This window comes from Neopoerus faecalis (assembly GCF_029218125.1).
In the GTDB taxonomy this organism is placed as follows: domain Bacteria; phylum Bacillota; class Clostridia; order Oscillospirales; family Oscillospiraceae; genus Oscillibacter; species Oscillibacter faecalis_A.
In genome coordinates this window covers 109,099-129,002 of sequence record NZ_JARFXX010000003.1, presented here as the reverse complement: position 1 = coordinate 129,002, position 19,904 = coordinate 109,099, and the positions used below count along the sequence as shown (strand labels likewise).

The 19,904-nt window shown below is 50.0% G+C and carries 10 protein-coding genes; 6 read left to right on the top strand and 4 right to left on the bottom strand.

The window, feature by feature from the left end:
• Positions 1–7: 7 nt before the first annotated feature.
• Both PY311_RS04900 and PY311_RS04895 read right to left on the bottom strand, forming a co-directional pair.
• Positions 8–1,339, bottom strand: coding sequence for a dynamin family protein (locus PY311_RS04900; RefSeq protein ID WP_286147544.1), 1,332 nt, complete (start codon positions 1,337–1,339; stop codon positions 8–10).
• Positions 1,340–1,442: 103 nt separating this feature from the next.
• Complete coding sequence (locus tag PY311_RS04895) at positions 1,443–2,381, bottom strand: helix-turn-helix transcriptional regulator (RefSeq protein ID WP_286147543.1); 939 nt, start codon at positions 2,379–2,381, stop codon at positions 1,443–1,445.
• A gap of 116 nt (positions 2,382–2,497) precedes the next feature.
• On the opposite strand from PY311_RS04895, the gene PY311_RS04890 reads away from it, so the two are divergent.
• The 5 genes from PY311_RS04890 to PY311_RS04870 all read left to right on the top strand — a co-directional run bounded on the left by PY311_RS04890 (position 2,498) and on the right by PY311_RS04870 (position 16,100).
• Positions 2,498–2,731 (top strand): helix-turn-helix domain-containing protein, encoded by a 234-nt coding sequence (locus tag PY311_RS04890; protein WP_187013406.1) that lies wholly within the window; start codon positions 2,498–2,500, stop codon positions 2,729–2,731.
• Positions 2,732–3,178: 447 nt separating this feature from the next.
• Entirely contained in the window at positions 3,179–4,294 is a 1,116-nt protein-coding gene (locus tag PY311_RS04885) for a 5-methyltetrahydropteroyltriglutamate--homocysteine S-methyltransferase (protein ID WP_286147542.1), read from the top strand.
• 529 nt (positions 4,295–4,823) lie between these two features.
• Positions 4,824–5,513, top strand: coding sequence for a DUF6198 family protein (locus PY311_RS04880; protein WP_286147541.1), 690 nt, complete (start codon positions 4,824–4,826; stop codon positions 5,511–5,513).
• A 513-nt stretch (positions 5,514–6,026) separates the two neighbouring features.
• A complete protein-coding gene (locus PY311_RS04875; protein WP_286147540.1) occupies positions 6,027–12,278 on the top strand; it encodes an S-layer homology domain-containing protein in 6,252 nt (2,083 codons plus the stop codon).
• Between the two features lie 198 nt (positions 12,279–12,476).
• Positions 12,477–16,100, top strand: coding sequence for an S-layer homology domain-containing protein (locus PY311_RS04870; RefSeq protein WP_286147539.1), 3,624 nt, complete (start codon positions 12,477–12,479; stop codon positions 16,098–16,100).
• A gap of 239 nt (positions 16,101–16,339) precedes the next feature.
• Here the strand turns inward: PY311_RS04870 and feoB are convergent, their stop codons facing one another.
• Both feoB and PY311_RS04860 read right to left on the bottom strand, forming a co-directional pair.
• Positions 16,340–18,328 (bottom strand): ferrous iron transport protein B, encoded by a 1,989-nt coding sequence (gene feoB / locus PY311_RS04865; RefSeq protein ID WP_286147538.1) that lies wholly within the window; start codon positions 18,326–18,328, stop codon positions 16,340–16,342.
• Complete coding sequence (locus PY311_RS04860; protein WP_286147537.1) at positions 18,325–18,555, bottom strand: FeoA family protein; 231 nt, start codon at positions 18,553–18,555, stop codon at positions 18,325–18,327. The genes feoB and PY311_RS04860 overlap by 4 nt, the downstream gene beginning before the upstream one ends.
• Before the next feature lie 419 nt (positions 18,556–18,974).
• On the opposite strand from PY311_RS04860, the gene PY311_RS04855 reads away from it, so the two are divergent.
• A complete protein-coding gene (locus tag PY311_RS04855) occupies positions 18,975–19,898 on the top strand; it encodes a DUF932 domain-containing protein (protein WP_286147536.1) in 924 nt (307 codons plus the stop codon).
• Positions 19,899–19,904 lie beyond the last annotated feature (6 nt).

Genomic DNA, 19,904 nt, shown 5'->3' with positions numbered 1-19,904 from the left:
TGTATAATCACCTCATACTGTTAATAATTTCTTCCAAATGTAAAATACCGGAATGGAGCAGGAGCTGATGGCTTTCCTCATCAGATTCGATGGTCACAGCGGCTTTTATTTTTTCGGGATAATATTTGTCGAGTTGGTATTCAGGCTTTTTCATTTTTCTGGACATCCGCTCAAGTTCATCCTGTTCATCTGCGTCAAGCGGCTCAGAAAAGATGTTCATCTTGGCAAGATATGCGGCGTAAGAAGACACGGGCACAACATACGGATTTTCAAAGCCAATGATCTTCAAGTCTTCGACGACTGCCTTTAGAGTCCCTTCAATAGAATCTTCATTTTTCCTGAAACGGTCCAACTTATTCACAACAAACAGAATATTGCCGTGATACTTTTCTGAGACGAACAGCAAATGCTTGCGATCATCATCGGTGCCGATATTTTCGCCGTTTAATAAATAAATTAGTAAGTCGCCGTTGGTGTCACAGATAATTCTATCGGTCAGCTGTTGGTGTTCAATGTTCTGAGAAGAATTCACACCCGGAGTATCAATAAGCCATATTCGCTTTGAAGATGTTTTTATTGTTCGGAAGTAAGTGCCTACCGTGATTTCAGAAGTCTGATTGTTGATATTATCATCCATTAGGGTATGGTAGTCAGCATCCAAGTCTAAAAGATAGTCCAATTCATAACATAAGTTGTCTTCAAAAGGCTTGTTGACAATCTTATGTATTTTGGCAGTGCAGGCGTCGTTTTGGGTCTTGTTTACCTTTTTCCCAACGAGTGCGTTAAGAAGCGTGGACTTACCGGCACTCATGTTTGCTGTGATAATAACTTTTATCGGTTCATTGGTAATGAACTTTCTATTCATATCCCAACAGGATTTCAAATACTGTATCTGTTCAATTCCTTCAGTAGAAATAGTGGGATCATACAGAGAATCGAAAACTTGACGGAGTTTCTTTTGATACCGCTTGTGATAAACGGCAGATAATTCGGAAAAAATCTTTTCACTTTTTTCCTTATCTCCGTATGCACAGATGAAAATACAATCAATAATCAGGCAGTAGCGATAGGAAAAGAACTTAAACGGGCGAAACTTCGTGGCTAATACAGGTTTTGTATTGCGCTGTAGATCGAAGTTATCATATTTGTAGCTGTTCTTAGTACCAAGAAACTTCTTGATATATAGCTGCAAGGTTTGATTAGCCCAAGGGTCATTGGCGGAATATTTCTGGGAGAAGTATTCCAGAACATTAAGGTATTTGACCTTGTAACTCTCTTTTTCAATTAAGAGAGGATGATTTTCAAGCATTTGTGACGTCTCTAACATGATTGAATTCAAAGTGTGTCACCTCGTGGTAATTACAATCTTTTTGTCTGATTCGTTTAGGGATTTTCTGAGAAGCGAACCATAATAAGCAAACCCAGCCATCGGGTGTTATACATCAGACGGTGATTATATACGCCCCCTGACTCCGCAACCACATTTCAACGCCCTTGCCGAACACCTCCGCTGAGATCGTCCAGCCATCTGCATCTTCGCTGATGACCTTAGCGGTAGGGAGGCGGTCAAGTACCGCTTCCAGAGACGGTCCAGTGTAACGGAACTTGATCCGCTCCAGCTTGCCGCCGTACATGAACTGTACCCGTTTACGGAACTCGCCCTCCTCAAACCGTCCGGCATAAGGGACATGAAAATGCTCGTCCAAGACCTTAAAACTGCGGATGCGGTCGATTCGATAAATCGTAGGAAAAAGGTCATCCGGATTTTCAAAATTATCTTTGTTTTCAAGGAAAGCAGTCAGATAGAAGTAATACTCAGAAAACATGATTCCGACCGGCTGTACTCTCCGAGTCACCAGTTTCGGTGCTTTCATGCGCTCGTACTCAATCTCCATGACCCGCTGTTCTTTCACAGCCTGTCCGATCTCCCATAAACCGTTCAAAATACTTTTGCCGTGATGTGGTTCAATATAGTGCAGCTTTTCATTACCTATCAGCAGCTTTACCGCCTGACGCTGCTCCGGAGGAACGGCACAGTCTACCAGCTTGTCCAGAATCGGCAGCATTTCATCCCGCCGCATGGAGCGGCTTTCCAACAGAATTTTGCAGACAGCCAAAATCTCGCTGTTCGTTAAGCCGGATGGAACGCTGCTCACCATCCGATAGCCGCCGTGTCTACGGTCATAGATAATCTCCTGCGACAACCCTTTTTCCATCAGGAAGCACCGCAGAGACTCCATATCCCGTTGGATACTCCGTGTTGTGACGCCGTACTCGCTGGCAAGGCCTTGCTTGTTCAGCGTCTGTCCGGATATGAACCTCGCATAGAGGTCTAATAAGAGGGCCGACTTTGCCTCGGCAGACTGCTGTTCCAAGGTCATTCACCCTCCCCATTGCACTTTTACTTAGTTTTTTATATCTGTTAAATATAATAATATGATTGTAAAATCATGTCAACTGCTGTCGCCATCGATTACCATATTACCGAGGTGACGGTATGAATAGCAAATTCGAGATGGAATATCTGCAAGTGGGTCTTAAAATTGCATATTATCGAAAGCTGCGTGGTTTGACACAGGAAGAACTTGCAGAGCGGATCGACCGTACCCCGGCATTTATCGGCCATGTAGAAGCGCCCAACATCAAGAAAGCTGTTTCCCTGGATACGCTCTTTGCGATTTCGTCCGTACTGGATGTTCCTGCCTATAAGTTTCTCATGTTTGATGATTGATCCTCCGCTCCGGCACCCATGCGAAGATACAGCGTCCACAATCGCCTTTTCGGGAGCGGCCCGGGCGGAGAATTTACCCGGTATTTTTCCCCGCGCAATCGCGCGTAGGCATGGGGCCGAAGTTTCTTGGAGGTTAGCTTCAGTATAGCAAGTCATGTGGACACTCAATGTCACTTTGCAAAAAAACTCGGAATTTTTAGAAAATCGTGTCGAAATTTGAACAAGATAGCCAGAAAGGACTTGATGGAAATGCCATCAAGTCCTTTTCACTATTAAAAAATGGTCATTCAACTAATTTGACAGAGGGATACTAATGGGTAGAACACGGCATTGCTTTTTCTATCATGAGGGCGATAGATATTAGCGGCGCCAGAAAGAAGCCTTGACTTATCATAGCTTGAGCCATTTAATCAGCATATCTTTTAAGTGTGGAAGGAGCATTTCACTATGAGCAAAACTAATACCCCTTTTCGCTATGACTATGTTGGCAGCTTTCTTCGCCCTGCCGAGTTGAAGCAGGCTCGGGCGGATTTTCAAGGCGGCAAGATTGGAGCCGATGAGCTGAAGGCGGTGGAGGATCAGGCAATCCGAGAACTGGTCGCTAAGCAGCAGGGAGCCGGATACCATGTAATCACCGATGGCGAGTTCCGCCGCGCTACATGGCACCTCGATTTCATGTGGGGTTTCCATGGTGTAGGCCACAGCCGCACGGAGAAGGGCCTGCCGTTCCATGGTGAAAACGCGATGCTTGATGATACTTACCTCACCGGAGAAGTCGGCGTAGACAGCCATCCCTTTGTGGAGCATTTCCGGTTTGTCAAGGCGCTGGAAGACGAGAACACTGTGGCCAAGCTGACGATCCCTGCACCCGCTCAGTTTCTGGAGCAGATGGTCATGCCCTTTGCAATGGAAAATACCAGCAAATACTATCCCAATACCGAAAAGCTGGTAGAGGATTTGGCAGCGGGCTATCGTAAGGTCATCGCTGATGTTTACGCTGCTGGCTGCCGTAACCTGCAATTCGATGATTGCAGTTGGGGAATGCTGGTGGCCCCCAAGGCTTGCATGATTTTTGATACGGATGAAAAGGGGCTGGAAGCAATCAAGGAACAAATGCTTACCGCTAACAATCTGGCTATTGAGGGTAAGCCGGAGGATATGGTGCTCAACACTCATGTCTGCCGGGGCAATTTCCATTCCACCTATGCCAGCTCTGGCGCTTATGACAGCGTGGCTAAGACCCTTCTGGCTCGTGAGAACGTGAACGCCTACTATCTGGAATTTGATGACGCTCGCAGCGGAGGCTTTGAGCCTTTGGCTGCTGTCAGCGGTGAGAAGAAGGTGGTGCTGGGCCTCATTACCACCAAGCGCCCCGAACTGGAGGACAAGGCTGCGGTGATTGCCCGTATCCATGAGGCGACCAAGTACATTCCTCTGGATCGTCTGTGCCTGAGTCCTCAGTGCGGTTTTGCCTCCTGCGAGATTGGCAACAAACTGACAGAGGCACAGCAGTGGGCTAAGCTGGCGTTGGTAAAGGAAATCGCCGAAGAGGTCTGGGGCTGATTTGCCATCCATGTTTCCAGCAGCATTGCATAACAAAAGGTCCGGCTGTGAGCAGTTGACCACAAAACGGATTTTGAAAAACAAATAATGGGGCAGTTGACAGACAAAGGCTGCTGAAAAAGAGGTATGTGTCTTAGGCACATACCTCTTTGACTTGATAGATGCGACATGGTAGATTTTTAGATTGAAAATTAAAAATTATTTCACCTGTGTGCAATGTGCAAGGATATAGGAGCACATATTGATTACCTATTTATTCTATGCAATGCAGATAACTGCGTTGATAGCTTGCATCAAATGCTCTGCATGATTCTCTTTGAGGATTTTTCCTGAATGCCTTTGGCGCTGGGGCTATGGATTGCTGCATTGTGCCAAAATATAAATTTGGCCTTTCACATAGGATTTTGAGCGATTATAATGATGCTTATTGAACCAACCGCAAAGCGGTTGATCTCTGTAACTGCTGCCGCAAAATTTCGACAACAGAATCGCACACAGATTCCACAGAAAAGAAAGGAAGCATATATTTGTGGATACGAAAACAGCAGCAAAAAAGACATTTCGAGGAGAACTGGCACTGGTGGTAGCGGTGCTTGTCAACAGCTTTGGCGTTGTGCTGATGCTGTACTCTGGGGCGGGAATCTCCGCCATTTCCAGCGTTCCCTACGCTTTTTCCGAGGTGTTCCCGGTGCTGACGCTGGGCACATGGACCTATCTCTTTCAGGGAGTACTGGTGTTGAGCCTTATGGTGCTCCGGCGGCAGTTTGTGCCCTCCTATCTTTGCAGCTTTGTAGTGGGCTTTGTGTTTGGAGAACTGCTGGATATCCACGAGGCTTGGATCGGCCTTCTTCCCACGGGGCTGCCATTTAAAATCATCTATTTTATCGTCAGCTATCTGCTCATCAGTCTTGGCATTGCCCTATCTAACCGCTGCGGACTCCCCATTGTCCCTACAGACCTTTTTCCTCGGGAGCTGGCTCAGATTACCCATATTTCCTATGCCAAAATCAAGATTGCCTTTGATGTGATCTGCCTTGCTACTACTGGAATTCTGACCCTTGGCTTTCTGGGGCATCTGGATGGCCTCGGTATTGGCACCATTCTCGCTGCTTTTACCATGGGGAAAATGGTGGCAGTGTGCGGTGATCTGTTTGACCAACGTTTTCAGTTCAAGACCTTCCCAGCGCTGGCTCGACTCCGTGGCGTGAAAGCGGAATAGTGGTTTCCACGCGTACAAAATTTTGAGCCTGTCCTGCATTGCCGCACTTCCGCAGGACAGGCCCTTTGTCTGTTCATGGGGAGTGTGTGGGATGACATCTTATGCACTTATGAGCAATGTGTAGACAAGAACCGCAGACATAGGAGATGATGTGAATATGACATTTCATGTCGAAAAGAGTACGTTTTATGCAAAACGGTTGAAAAGCTGGGGAAACATGGTATAATCAATAAAAATTCCACCATAGGGCTAAAGTGGTTTGCGCTTTAGTCTCTGAAGGACGAAAAAAGAGGGCAGCACCGTGAAAAAGGACTTGACAGCAGCTTTCTCGGCGCAATATACTGACAGCAGAGCAGAGCAGAGCAGAGCAGGGCAAGTAAAACTCTGCGCTTTTTTGCTGCCCGGAATTATTTTGTAATAAAAGACACCCACTGATATGGATATCCATGCCAGTGGGTGTCTTTTATTTATATTTTAGCCTGTGAAAACAGGCGGAACATAGGAGGTAAGAAGATGAAACGGAGAATATTGGCAAGCCTGCTTTCACTTGTCATGACACTAAGTCTACTACCAGCAACGGCGCTGGCTGAAGGCGAAATAATGACCGTTTCGGAGGACACGGAAGCAGTTGGGAAGCCAGAGGAAGTGACTGAGCCCACGCCGCAGGCTGGCGATGGGGGAAATACCATCGAGACTACGAGAAATGGGCAGCTTGATTTGGCTGAGGGCTCCATTGTCATCTCTGCGGACGGTTATACGCAGGGCGAGAGTGCTCTGGTTGAGTATGGTGGTGACTATACCATCACGCAGACGGATAGCACCACTGCGAACACGATCACCGTCATGGGTGGTACGCACACGATCACGCTGAACGGCGTGAATATCGACGTGTCCGGTATGCATGACGGTGCCAACGCGAAAAAGGAGAACGCCTGCGCATTTGGTATCCAAGGCGGCGATGTGACGCTGACTCTGGAAGGCGAGAATGTGTTGAAGTCCGGTTTCACATGTGAAGGCTATGTGGATAAATATAGTCTTCTTTGTGCGACTGGCTGGGTTTGCGCCGGACTGTCTGTGGCGGAAAACGCATCGGTTACCATCAAAGGTAACGGTTCTTTGGATGCTACAGCAGGTGGCAGTGACGGCATAAAAATTGACAACAAAACTATTTACTGGGCCAATGCTGGCAAAGCGGCCGGTATTGGTGTAAGCTGCCGCTATTCCAATTACTCGCTTTTGGAGGCAACTGCGGGTGACATTACCATCGATAGCGGTACAGTCAACGCTACCGGTTCCAGTTACTCCGGCGGATACGGCGGCCCCGGCATTGGCGGCGGCAGCAACGTCAGCAATATCACGATTAACGGCGGTACTGTTACAGCAACATCCAATGTTGTGGGTAGCGCCGGTATTGGCAGTTCGTATGGACACGCAGCAAAGAAGCATATTGTTATCACTGGTGGTAAAGTAACCGCTACCGGCGGCAGTGCCGGTATTGGCGGCGGTGCGTATGCTGCGGCAGATGTTACGATTAAAGGCGGCAACGTAACAGCCAAAAGTACGGTTTCCGGCGCAGGCATCGGCAGCGGCGGCGGTGCTTACAATGGCAGCGCTAATACGGAAAAAGAGACAACCGTCACTATTTCCGGCGGTACTGTTACAGCCACCGGCTCTGAGTATAGCGCAGGTATCGGCGGCGGCGGTACAAGCACGAATGCAGCTCCTGGCGGCGGCCGTCCCAGCGGTATTATCACCATTTCTGGCGGTACAATTACAGCCAAGGGCGGCAAGTATGCCCCCGGTATCGGCAGCGGCTCACTGGGCGAAAAGGCTGTGAAAAATGGGAGCACGATTGATACACTGCCGGTCAGCGGCAAAATGGAGACCATCACCATTTCCGGCGGTACGATCACTGCTGTGAATGGCACCGGTTATAGCGGAACACCGTACACGCTGAACGATGGCACGGGAGCAAAGTCTTTCGGTGTTGGCATGGGTGAGAACCCGAGTGAAGACGCCAAGTTCAAGTTCGCAAATTGGAAGCTCCAGACCGCTGACGGTGATGCCGTTCAGCTTATTGCAGTGGCGGAAACTTCCGGTCTGAAGCGCAACGGCAAGGATTATACGCCCGCAACGCTGAATATCAGCGGCACGGCATATTACCTGCTGCCGGAGGGCTGCTATAACACTGGTACGGGCAGTGCAGAAGTAGTCATTCCTTCTGATGCAGTGACCAGTACAGTGACGAACTTGATTACTGCTTTGAAGAACATTGATCCCAACGAGGGCAGTTTTACTCCGGAAGAAGTAGAAGCAGTTCGCGGCTATGCTGCAACCTACAACAGTTTGTCTGAATCTTTGCAGTATTATGTGGATCAGCAGACCGAGGGACACACGCTTGCTGAAATTCAGCAAGCATTCGAAGGTAAGGTCGATGCGAAAGTTACCCTTAAAAACGGTGACGAGACTTTTAAAACCGAGACGCTGAAGTACGGTGGAGAGTATGACCTCAGTGGTATTGTTCCGACCAAGGCAAACTACAAGTTTGCCGGTTGGTATTTTGGTGATACGGATATGACAAAGGGCGATAGCTGGCCGTATCTGTCCGACACCACGCTGGAAGCAAAGTGGGTCAGCGAGATTGAAGGCAGCGGTACGCAGAATGATCCGTATATCATCAAGTCCGGTGCAAACCTTGCTGCACTGTCTCACATTTCTCTGTATGTCTGGAACGGCACGAAAAACGTATGCTATGGCACAGCAGAAGAATTTGCTCTGTTCGGCAAAACCGGTGTTACAGAAGTAAACAGAACTGCTTTGATGTCAGCTTATTATAAGCTGGGTGACAATGTTACACTGACCACGGCAGACAAGTTCTATGGCATTTCCGGTTTTAAGGGCCATTTTAACGGCGACGGCCATACGATTACGCTGAAGATTGATACTACTAATATTGTTGAGAGTTCGGACAAGAATGAAAGCGGCAATGAAGTAGCCGTTGGTGCGTCCTCCAAGCGCGGCAAGCTGAAGCTGACTATTGGCGAAAGCACGGTATATGTCAATATCAACATGGGTGTTTTCAACAGTGCTACCGGTGCATGGATTGAAAACTTTACGACCAGCGGCTCGGCAAAGGTATTGACCAACAGTGCGTTTACCGGCGTTGTGATTGGTGAGTCCTACGGCTGCACCATTAAGAATATTACCAATGAAGCCACTCTCGAACTGGGCGCTACGGATAATACCTCGTGGGCCGGCGGTATCGCCGGTATGGTCGGCAGCGCCAATCCGACGAGTTTTGTGGATTGCCACAACACTGCTGCGATCAAGGGCGGCACATTCAACACGAGCATGGGCAACAGCTCTGCAGCCGGTATCTGCTCCTATCAGAACGCATCGGCAACTTATGAAAACTGCTCGAACAGCGGTGCGCTGATCGCAGAACGCAATATGGAAGCAAGCGGTCGTTACAGCAATGCAGGCGGCATCGTCGGCCTGGCTACCGGTGCGGTAACTGCAACTTTCAAGAATTGCAGCAATACTGGTGCGATCAGCTCTCAGGCACAGTCGAACAATGTGGCGGCTGGTATTATTGTGGTAAACGGCAGCAATACTGTAATTGCCCTGGACTCCTGCAGCAATACAGCTGTAATTACGGCTAAGCTCGGTTATACCGGTGCGCTGGTTTCGTGTAAGAGCGGTACCAGCGGTATGCCGACTTCCGCAGGGTATACGAATTGCACCCACGTCATGAAGGGCGCGGGTTCGACGGACTATACCTTTGGCAGCACCAAAGCAATGGCTGCCGAGGAAGGTCAAGTTGTCCTGACAATTCCGGTTGAGAACAATGCGGATAACTTCTACGCAGCAGACCACTATGTAAGTGCAAACGGTGAAAAGGTTGCAGATATTGCAAGTGCGGATTATCAGTATATTTACAACGATTTTTCCCATAACGGCAATATCATGGAAGACAGCTATCCGTTCCAGACGGAAGCCACCGCATATGTGATCAACACGGCTGAGGATTATACGAATCTTGTGAAAGCGCTTCAGGGCGATGCGGATGCACAGAACGCCGTACTGGGCAATCGTTTCGGCAACGAAAGCACGGACGCAAAGAAAGTGGCACTGTCCAACATCTATGTCAAGGTCAACAATAATATTACGTTGACCGATCTGGATGCAATGGGCATCGGTTCAGACGCGCGTACATTTGGTGGACACATTCTGGGTCAGGGCCATACGATCACGTATAATCTGTCCAGTGATGCACTTTCTGAAGCACAGAGCTCCAGCTTTGGCTTTGTTGGTGTGTCGGATGGTGCAGAAGTAAAGGATCTTAACTTTGCGGGTAATGTAAATATTACCGTTGCGCCTGAAAACAGCAAAAATGTTTATTTTGGTGCAGCAGTTGTGAGTGGCAGTGGTGCAACAATCACAAATTGCCATTCGACTGTGAACTATACGGTTTCGCGTACTTCTACCGTCATGAATGCAACCGGCGGCTTCCTTGAAGTTGGCGGCCTGCTGGGTATACAGGCTTCGGCAACGGTTGAAAATTCTACGTATACAGGCAGCATTACGGTTACCTCGCCGAAATTTGCTCGTGCTGGCGGCATCGCAGCTGAGTTTGCAGGTACGATGAAAAACTGTGTTGTCAAGGGTAATATTTCTGCAATGCTGCAATATGACTCGGCATTGCCGACCTTCGGTGAAAGTGCATATGCTGGCGGCATGGCAGGTCTGGTAAGCTCTAACAGTACTTTCGAAAACTGTGTTGCAGTCGGCAGTATGAAGGCTGAAAATACCTGTAATAGTGCAAACGTCGGGATCTATGGCTGTGCATATGCTGGCGGCCTGATTGGTAATGCAACAGCAGTGGTAACGGTTAAGGACAGCATGGCATTGACAACGCAGCAGGCTGATGCGGCTAAGGGTCCTGCATCGAAATATGCAGGCAGCTTTGCAGCTCAGATGACCGGTGCAGATTTGACACTTTCCGGCACTAACTGGTACGTCAAGACGGCTGATGCTGCCGAAGTTTCCGATGCGACGTCCATTGATACCACGGTGCTTAACGGCAAGACCTATGGCGACGAGACCACCATGAAAGTTCCCACTGGTGTGATCATGAAATCTGATTACACGGCTCTTGAGGGCTCCAAAGTTTCCTTCATCAAGGCTACTGAGGAAAGCAAGACCGGTACGGTTAAGCTGGTCTACGGCGGTCAGGAATTCTTCACCACGGAGATCACTGTCGCGAAGAAGGATTTGACCAATGACAGTAAGGTTGTCATCACCGGGATTAACAGCGTCTATCCCAACGCTGACGATGCTGCTGCCGCAAAGGATAACATCAGCGTGTTCTACAACGGCACAAAGCTGGTTGGAGGCACGGATTACACCGTGACACAGGATACGGCTAATAGTAAGTTTACCATCAGCTTTATCGGTAACTATACCGGTTCTGTGGAAAAGCCTTACACCGTTGACATTGGTGCGCTCGTAGTCACAGCCACGGATTACAACGGCACCTATGACGGTAAGACTCACAGCATCATCGTCAAGGCCTCTGAGGGCGTAACGGTAAAGTACGGCGAGGCAAAGGCTACTTATACTCAAGACAGCATTGCCAAGAAAGATGCTGGTACTTACGTTGTCTATTGGAAGGCAACTAAGGATGATAAGGAAATCACCGGCTCCGCTGTGATTACAATTAAAAAAGCTCTGCTGATAATTAAGGCCGATGATAAGTCAATGACCGTTGGCGGAACAATGCCCGAGTTTACTTACACGCAGACGGGTCTGGTTGACGATGATGGCTTGAAGGCACCCAAATTGACCTGCACGGCGGATGGTTCTGTCGCAGGCACCTATTCTATCGTTCCCAGCGGCGCGGATGCGGGAAGCAACTATGAGATTACCTATGTGAACGGTACGCTGACCATTTACAGCCGTTCTTCTGGCGGTGGTTCTTCTTCCAGTGGCAGCAGCTACACGGTGTCCGTTCCCAGCACCAAGAACGGCGATGTGACCGTCAGCCCCAAGAACGCCTCCAAGGGCGATACTGTGACCATTACCGTCAAGCCCGACAGCGGCTATGAGTTGGACACCCTGACTGTGAAGGACGCCAGCGGCAATAAACTCAAGCTGACCGATAAGGGCAATGGCAAGTATACCTTCACCATGCCCGGCGGCAAGGTTACTGTTTCCGCTGAGTTTGTCGAGGAGCAGGCGGCTTCCATCTTTGCAGACGTTCCCGCCGACGCTTATTATGCCAAGGCTGTGGAATGGGCTGTGAAGAAGGGCATCACCAACGGCAAGGCCAACGGCCTGTTCGGCTCCAACGATCCCTGCACCCGGGGCCAGATCGTGACCTTCCTGTGGCGCGCCGCCGGTTCCCCCGCGCCCAAGGGCACGGCCAAGGTCCCCGGCGACGTGCTCCCCGGCAGCTACTGCTACAACGCTGTTGCATGGGCTATTGAGAACGGCATTACCAACGGCTTCGCGGACGGTACGTTTGGTGTCAACAATACCTGCACCCGTGGACAGAGTGTGACGCTGCTGTACCGTGCGCTGGGTAAAGCACCCACCACGGTGAACGGTTTCACCGATGTGGCGGCTGACGCTTTCTGTGCCGATGCTGTGGCATGGGCAGTGGAGAGCGGCGTGACCAACGGTACGTCCGCCAACACGTTCAGCCCCAACAATGGCTGCACCCGCGCTCAGATCGTTACGTTCCTCTATCGCGCCAAGAACTGACTCTCCGCACAGGCAGCGGGAGACCTTACCCGAGGTCTCCCGCTGTTTTTCTGCTTTTTCGGACAGATTCATAGAAAATTTCCTATATTTACCCGGTAGGGTACTTGCATGTTCCGGGCGGGGGGAGTATGCTATAGGTATCAATCGGCCCTGCAGCGGTAGCGGGGCATATATTTTATACTAACGGGAGGATGTAGTATGAAACGAAAATTTCTATCAATTTTGCTGACGCTGGCAATGGCCTTGACGCTGCTGCCGACAGCGGCAATGGCGGAAGGAGAGACGGCGGAAGTGCCCGCGGGCGGCGAACCCACGCCGGTGGAAGCACCTGCGGCGACCAAGGTTGCCAAGGTTGGCGAGACCGAATATGCGACGCTGGCTGAGGCTGTTAATGCGGCGAAGGATGGCGAGACCGTCACGCTGCTGGCTGATGTGACCGAATTGGAAACAATTAGCATCACAGGCGGCAAAAATGTTGATTTAAATTTGAACGAGAAAAACATTACTTTTAAGGCGGACAATTACTTCCTTGTAGATAATGGTGCACTGAATGTTACTGGTAAAGGAAATATTACTTCCAGTCATGGTAATGATGATAACAAATGGCTGCCCACTATTTTTGCTTATGGCACTAGTACCGATACAGCGGACTATTCTGTTGTGACGATTGGAAAGGATGTAGTGATTGACAATCAGGGCAGTTACGGCCTTGCTATCTGGCATAAAGACTATAAGGCTTATGGCGCGAAGGTGATTGTGGAAGGAACGGTAAAATCCACTTATGGATTTACTGTGACCGGAAACGCTAAAGCCACGCAGGGTAATATTCCCGAAATCACGGTAACGGAAAGCGGTAAAATTGTGAGTGCGGATGGTGCTGCAATTTATGCTGCTGGCTATGGCACTTATAATATCGCCGGTACACTGTCTGGTACCGAGTTTGGCATTGAAATTCGTGCCGGTAAGTTAAATGTCGAAGATACAGCTAAAATTTCGGCTACCGGAAATTTCAGCGACCCTGTTCCCAATGGCAATGGTTCCACAGTTACGGGTGCAGCTATTGCTGTCTCGCAGCATACAACCAATCTGCCCATTGATGTGAACATTAAGGGGGGAGAGATTTCAGAGACTGGAACAAATGGCCATGCACTTTACGAAATAGATACTGTTAAGGACGAAAAGGCTGAGAATGTTGCAAAAGATGTTTCCATAACGGTTTCTGGCGGCTCTTTCAACGGTAACGTATATAGCACAAATAATAAACTCTCCATCACCGGCGGTGCGTTTACCGACCTTGCCAATGCGGTCAAGTATGCTGCTGACGGCGCGACCATCAAGCTGGCTGATGATGTGAACGGACAGGTGGTAATTCCGGCTGGAAAAAGCATTACGCTTGATTTGAATGGACATAAGGTTACAGCTCCAACAGATGGTAAATACGATGCTATCATTAACAATGGTACACTGACCGTCACAGATTCTAAAAAAACCGGTGAAATCTACTCTGGTAAGAATGCCGGTATCGGTGTTGGCGCTAACTCTACAACAACCATCGAATACGCAAAGGTTACCGGTCAAGAAGGCGCCATTGGAGGAGACAAAACCGTTGTTGGTGCAACTGTTACTATCAAGGATGGTGTATTTACCGGTATCGATAATGCAGTTGTAATTTTCAATGGTACAAAGAGAGAAGGTGGGGCCAATGAGATTACAATCAATGGTGGCACCTTCAACGGCACAATTCAATCTAGTGGTTATGTAGCTTGCGGTATCTATGCGCCGTGGAAAGATAATATCACGGTTAACGGCGGTACATTCAATATTACTGGCGGTGCCGGCATTGTTGCACGTGGTGGACAGGTGACCGTTAATGGCGGTGTGTTCAATACCACCGGTAACGTGACCGGTAAGGTCGGCGATTCCCGTGTTGTGGTTCCGTGCGCCGCACTTGTTTTTGATAGCGAAGCAGGTTACCCGGGTATGAGCGATGACTCTAAGATTTCTGTTACAGGCGGCAATTTCAAGTCTGATGTTGATGCCGTTCAGGTAATTCAAAAAGAGGACGACAGCAATAAACGCATTGCCATCTCTGGCGGTTATTTCACCTCCGACCCGACTGCATATCTGGCTGAGGGTAAGGGCCTTGTGACCAGCGATCAGAGTGCTTTCGCTTACAAGGTTGGTGACAGGGATACCGATGTTGAAACCGCTGTAACTGCCGGTGAGGCCACTGTGACGATCCCCGCTGGCGTTGCTGGCATTACTGAGAACACTGTGAAGAACGCTGCCAAGGCTGCTGATACCACCAAGACCTTGACCGACACGGTGGCTGCCTCTGGCATGACCAACGATCCTGCCGTAGTCGGCACCAAGAAAGTCGCTGAGGCTGCACTCACTGCAAAGGGCATTCCTGTAAATAGCGGTGACACCGTCACCGTTGTGGTTCAGCCCTATCTGGAAGTGAACGTCAAAAGTGCTGATGCTGGCAAGCTGACCCTCGAGATCAGTGCCAAGTACAATGTGGTAGCCACTACCGACGATCCCACAACTATTGCCACGGCCAGGACCGCCACACTCAAGTCCGGCGTACCGCTGTCCATCAATAAGCCCATTGAACTGACTATCGCTTTGCCTACCGACTTTGCCGAAGCAAACGGCAGCATTTATGTCCAACACAAGGGCTATGAGTACACTGCGACTGTCAATGCTTCTGGCACAACTGCTACCTTTATCAACCCCCACGGCTTCAGCACCTTTACGGTGACTTCGACGGCTTCCGCCATTGCTGAGGTTGACGGCACCAGCTACACCGATCTCCAGAAGGCTGTGGACGCTGTAGCCAATAATGGCACCATTACGCTTCTGAAAGATACCTCCGCAAACGCTGTTGTCAGCCGTGCGGTGAAGTTCACGCTCGATAAGAATAGCAAGTCTTTCACCGGCGCGATTACTGCTGGTTCTGGCTATAACCTGTCCGTGGACGGCGATGTCTATACCTTTACTGTCAGAAGCTCTTCCGGCAGTTCCAGCGGTTCCAGCTCCTCCTCCAGACGCTATGACGTCTCCGCGCCCTCTGTCAAGCACGGCGATGTGACCGTCAGCCCCAAGAGCGCCTCCAAGGGCGATACCGTGACCATCACCGTCAAGCCCGACAGCGGCTATGAGCTGGACACCCTGACCGTGAAGGACGCCAACGGCAGCAAGATCAAGGTGAAGGACAAGGGCGATGGCAAGTTTACCTTCACCATGCCCGCCTCCAAGGTGACGGTTTCCGCGGAATTTGCTGAGATCAAGACGCTGGACTTCGCGGACGTTTCCACCGACGCCTACTACTATGAGGCCGTGAAGTGGGCCGCCAAGAAGGGCATCACCGGCGGTACCGGCGACGGCACCTTCAACCCCAACGGCTCCTGCACCCGCGCCCACATCGTCACCTTCCTGTGGCGCGCCGCCGGCTCTCCCGCGCCTAAGAGCACGGTGAGCTTCGCGGATGTTCCCGCAGGCAGCTACTACGCCAAGGCTGTGGCCTGGGCTGTGGAGAATGGCATCACGCTGGGTACCGGCGACGGCACCTTCAGCCCCAACGCCACCTGCACCCGCGCGCAGAGCGTGACGTTCCTGTATCGCGCACTGGGCACCGCGCCCACCACGGTGAACGGCTTCACCGACGTGACGGCCGATGCTTTCTATGCTGACGCAGTGGCCTGGGCCGTGGAGAGCGGCGTGACCAACGGTACGTCCGCTTCCACCTTCAGCCCCAACAACGGCTGCACGAGAGCACAGATCGTTACGTTCCTCTATCGTGCCTATCAGGGCAAGTAAGAAATAAGCTTACAATCAACAAAGGGCCTCCCATTCGGGAGGCCCTTTGTTGATCTATATAAGTGTAAGTCAAATAATCAATCTCTGTTATTCTTTTTAGTCACAGTGTTTTCTGCAGTGTGAACAGTCCCCACAGCAGCCGTTTCTATCGTTGCAATTACAGCCTTTTTGCCAGCCTCGGAATGCCGCAACTGCCGCAGCGGCAATAACGAGGAGTAAAACCCAGTCACGTATCCGCATCACAGGATACCTGCCAGAGTATAGACAATAAAGGCCGTGATCCAAGCCACACAGCACTGCATAAGCACAACGCCTACCGTTTTCAGGGTAGAACCAAATTCCCGACGAATGGTAGCCACTGCTGCGATACAAGGAGTATACAGCAGCGTGAACACAAGAAAGCTGATGGCGGAACGGCTGGCAAACAACGTTGTAAGTGCCGCACCACCCAACAGGACTTTCAGCGTGCTGACAACGGATTCCTTGGCGATAAAGCCGGAGATCAAGGAAGTGGCGCAGCGCCAATCCGCAAAGCCAAGGGGAGCAAATGCCGGAGCAATCCATCGCCCAATCAAAGCAAGAAGGCTGTCGGCACTGTCGCTCACAACGTTCAGTCGGGTATCAAAGCTCTGAAGGAACCAGATGATGATCGTCGCCAGAAAAATTACGGTAAACGCCCGCTGCAAAAAATCCCGTGCCTTTTCCCAAAGCAGCAGAGCAACACTCTTGAGACTCGGGAGGCGATAATTGGGCAGTTCCATGACAAAGGGAACTGGCTTACCGCGAAATACTGTCTGATCCATGATAAGAGCGGCAACAATGCCGATCGTGATACCCAGCAAATACAGTGACATCATCACCAAGGCCTGATACTTCTGGCAAAAAGCAGCGGTGAAGAAGGCATAAATGGATATTTTGGCAGAACAGCTCATATAGGGTGTCAACAGAATTGTCATTTTCCGGTCCCGGTCTGAGGAAACAGTTCGGGTAGCCATGATGGCTGGTACAGAGCAGCCGAAGCCGATCAGCATTGGCACAATGCTGCGGCCGGACAATCCAATTTTTCGTAAGGGCTTGTCCATCACAAAGGCAACACGAGCCATATAACCTGTATCCTCCAGAATTGACAGGAAGAAGAACAGCGTCACAATAATGGGCAGAAATACCAGTACGCTGCCGACGCCGGCAAAAATACCATCGATAATCAGGCTATGTACCACAGGATTAATACCATAAGCCGTTAAAGCATGATCTGCCACAGTAGTTAAGGCACTGACTCCAACCTCTAACCAATCGGATAGCCGCTGCCCAATAACATGAAAGGTGAGATAGAAGGTCACGAGCATGATTGCCAGAAAGGTTGGAATAGCGGTATACCGACCGGTAAGGATCCGGTCAATTTTCATAGAACGGGCATGTTCCCGACTCTCGTGGCATTTTACAACGGATGCTTCTACTACTCCTTCAATAAAGCTATAACGCATATCCGCCAGAGCGGCATTGCGATCCAGACCCGTTTCGGCCTCCATCTGGACAATACAGTGCTCCAAAAGTTCCTTTTCGTTTTCATCCAATCCCAGTTGATCGGCTAAATCGTCACCGCCCTCAATCAGCTTGGCGGCACAAAACCGTGCTGGGATGCCGATACGGTCGGCATGATCTGCAATCAGATGCACGACCGCATGAATGCAGCGGTGGACAGCGGAAGTTTCTGAGCAAAAATCTGTAACTTTAGGAAAAACTTTCCTGCGGGCCACAGTTATTGCCTGATCTACCAGTTCACTAACGCCCTCGCCCTTAGCCGCAGCGATAGGCACCACGGGAATCCCGAGGGCACTGCTCATCTTTTGTACATCAATAGAGCCGCCGTTGGCGCGCACCTCGTCCATCATGTTCAGCGCCAGTACCATAGGGACTCGCAGTTCCAGCAATTGGAGCGTTAAGTACAGATTTCGCTCAATGTTGGTGGCATCCACGATGTTAATGATACCGTCTGGCTTCTGGTTAATGATGAAGTCCCGAGTAACGATTTCTTCCTGTGTATAAGGCCGCAAAGAATAGATGCCCGGCAAATCAACCACAGAGCAACCTTTTTCATCCCGCATTTCGCCCATTTTTTGATCGACTGTAACGCCGGGGAAGTTACCAACATGCTGATTAGAACCGGTAAGGGCGTTGAATAATGTGGTTTTTCCGCAATTTTGATTACCAACAAGTGCAAAGGTCATTTGGCATCCTCCTCCACTTCGATTTTTTGAGCCTCCTCTACCCGGAGAGTTAACTCATAGCCTCGGACCTGAATTTCAATCGGGTCACCCATAGGAGCAATTTTCTGTAAGGCCACTTTTGTGTGAGGAATCAGCCCCATATCCAACAACCGGCAGCGCAGAGCACCATCACCGCCTACTGCGGTAATGGTGCCGGAGGCGCCCACCTTTAATTGATTTAGCGTCATATATATTATTATCCCCCATCTGCTCGTTTTCGACATACTGATGGTATCATTCCTGCTATAGTATGTCAATACAACTTATGGTTCACTGCATTGTCACGGACATCAGGGAAATAATGAAATAAACACAAAGTAATGTGATGGCTGCGAGAACCAGCCTGATTGTATTGTCCCTGTTAACACCTCACTACTCTAATAGGTACGGGAATGGGCAACGATAACAGAACTTTATACGTATTACCCAGTTGAGAAAGTTTGGCATTCTCAACTGGGTATGTTTTTACCTTTACAACGTAAAAGCACCGGATTTCAATTAGATACTATCATAATGGCACCGGAGACGCTTCGGCGATCTTGCGTATCATAGGGCAGCGGATCGCAGGGCGTTTTCGGTGAAATTTTGAGAAAGAAGGTACTTAAAAATGGCAGCCAATGTCGAGACGATGATGTATGTGCGGGAGAAACCGTGGCACGGTCTGGGAGTGGAGGTATCCGAAGCACCCAACAGCGAGGATGCTTTGCGCTTTGCGGGATTGGATTGGAATGTCCGTCAGGAAAATGTGTTCAATTCCAGAGGCGGCGTCATCAAGGGCTTCAAAGCCAACGTGCGGGACAGTGATGACAGTGTGCTGGGTGTGGTGGGAGATCGTTACAAGGTGGTGCAGAACCGGGACGCTTTCAAGTTTACAGACGAACTGATTGGCACGGATGTCCGCTACGAAACCGCAGGCTCTCTCCGGGACGGTAAGCAGATCTGGCTTCTGGCTAAAATGCCGGAGCAGCAGATTGCCGGTGATGCCGTAGAACCCTATCTCTGCTTTACCAGCGCCCATGATGGCAGCAGCGGCGTCCGGGTCTGCATGACGCCGGTGCGGGTGGTTTGCAACAATACTCTGAACGTGGCGCTGGCAACCGCCAAGCGCACCTGGTCTATGCGGCATACGGAAAATGTGCATGAGCGCCTGAATGAAGCACGGGACTGCCTGTTCCGTGCGGAGGATTATATGGACGGGCTGGCGCAGTATGCGGATATGGCGGCCAATAAGACCATTCAGGATGATGAGATTAGGAAAATCCTGAACGAACTCTTTCCTGTTACGGACAAAACCTCCGAGCGGGAAAAGGCTACCATCGACAAAATCAAGGACGAGTTTATGGTCTGTTACTTCGCCCCGGATATCAGGAGGTTCCGTGGAACTGCTTGGGGTGCGATCAACGCCATCAGCGATCTGGTGACACACAGTATGCCCCACAGGAACACAAAGACCTATCAGGAAAATACTTGGAACAAGGTAATGAGCGGCCATGTCCTGTTGGACAGAATGGCCGCTCTTTGCATGAAATAAAGGAGG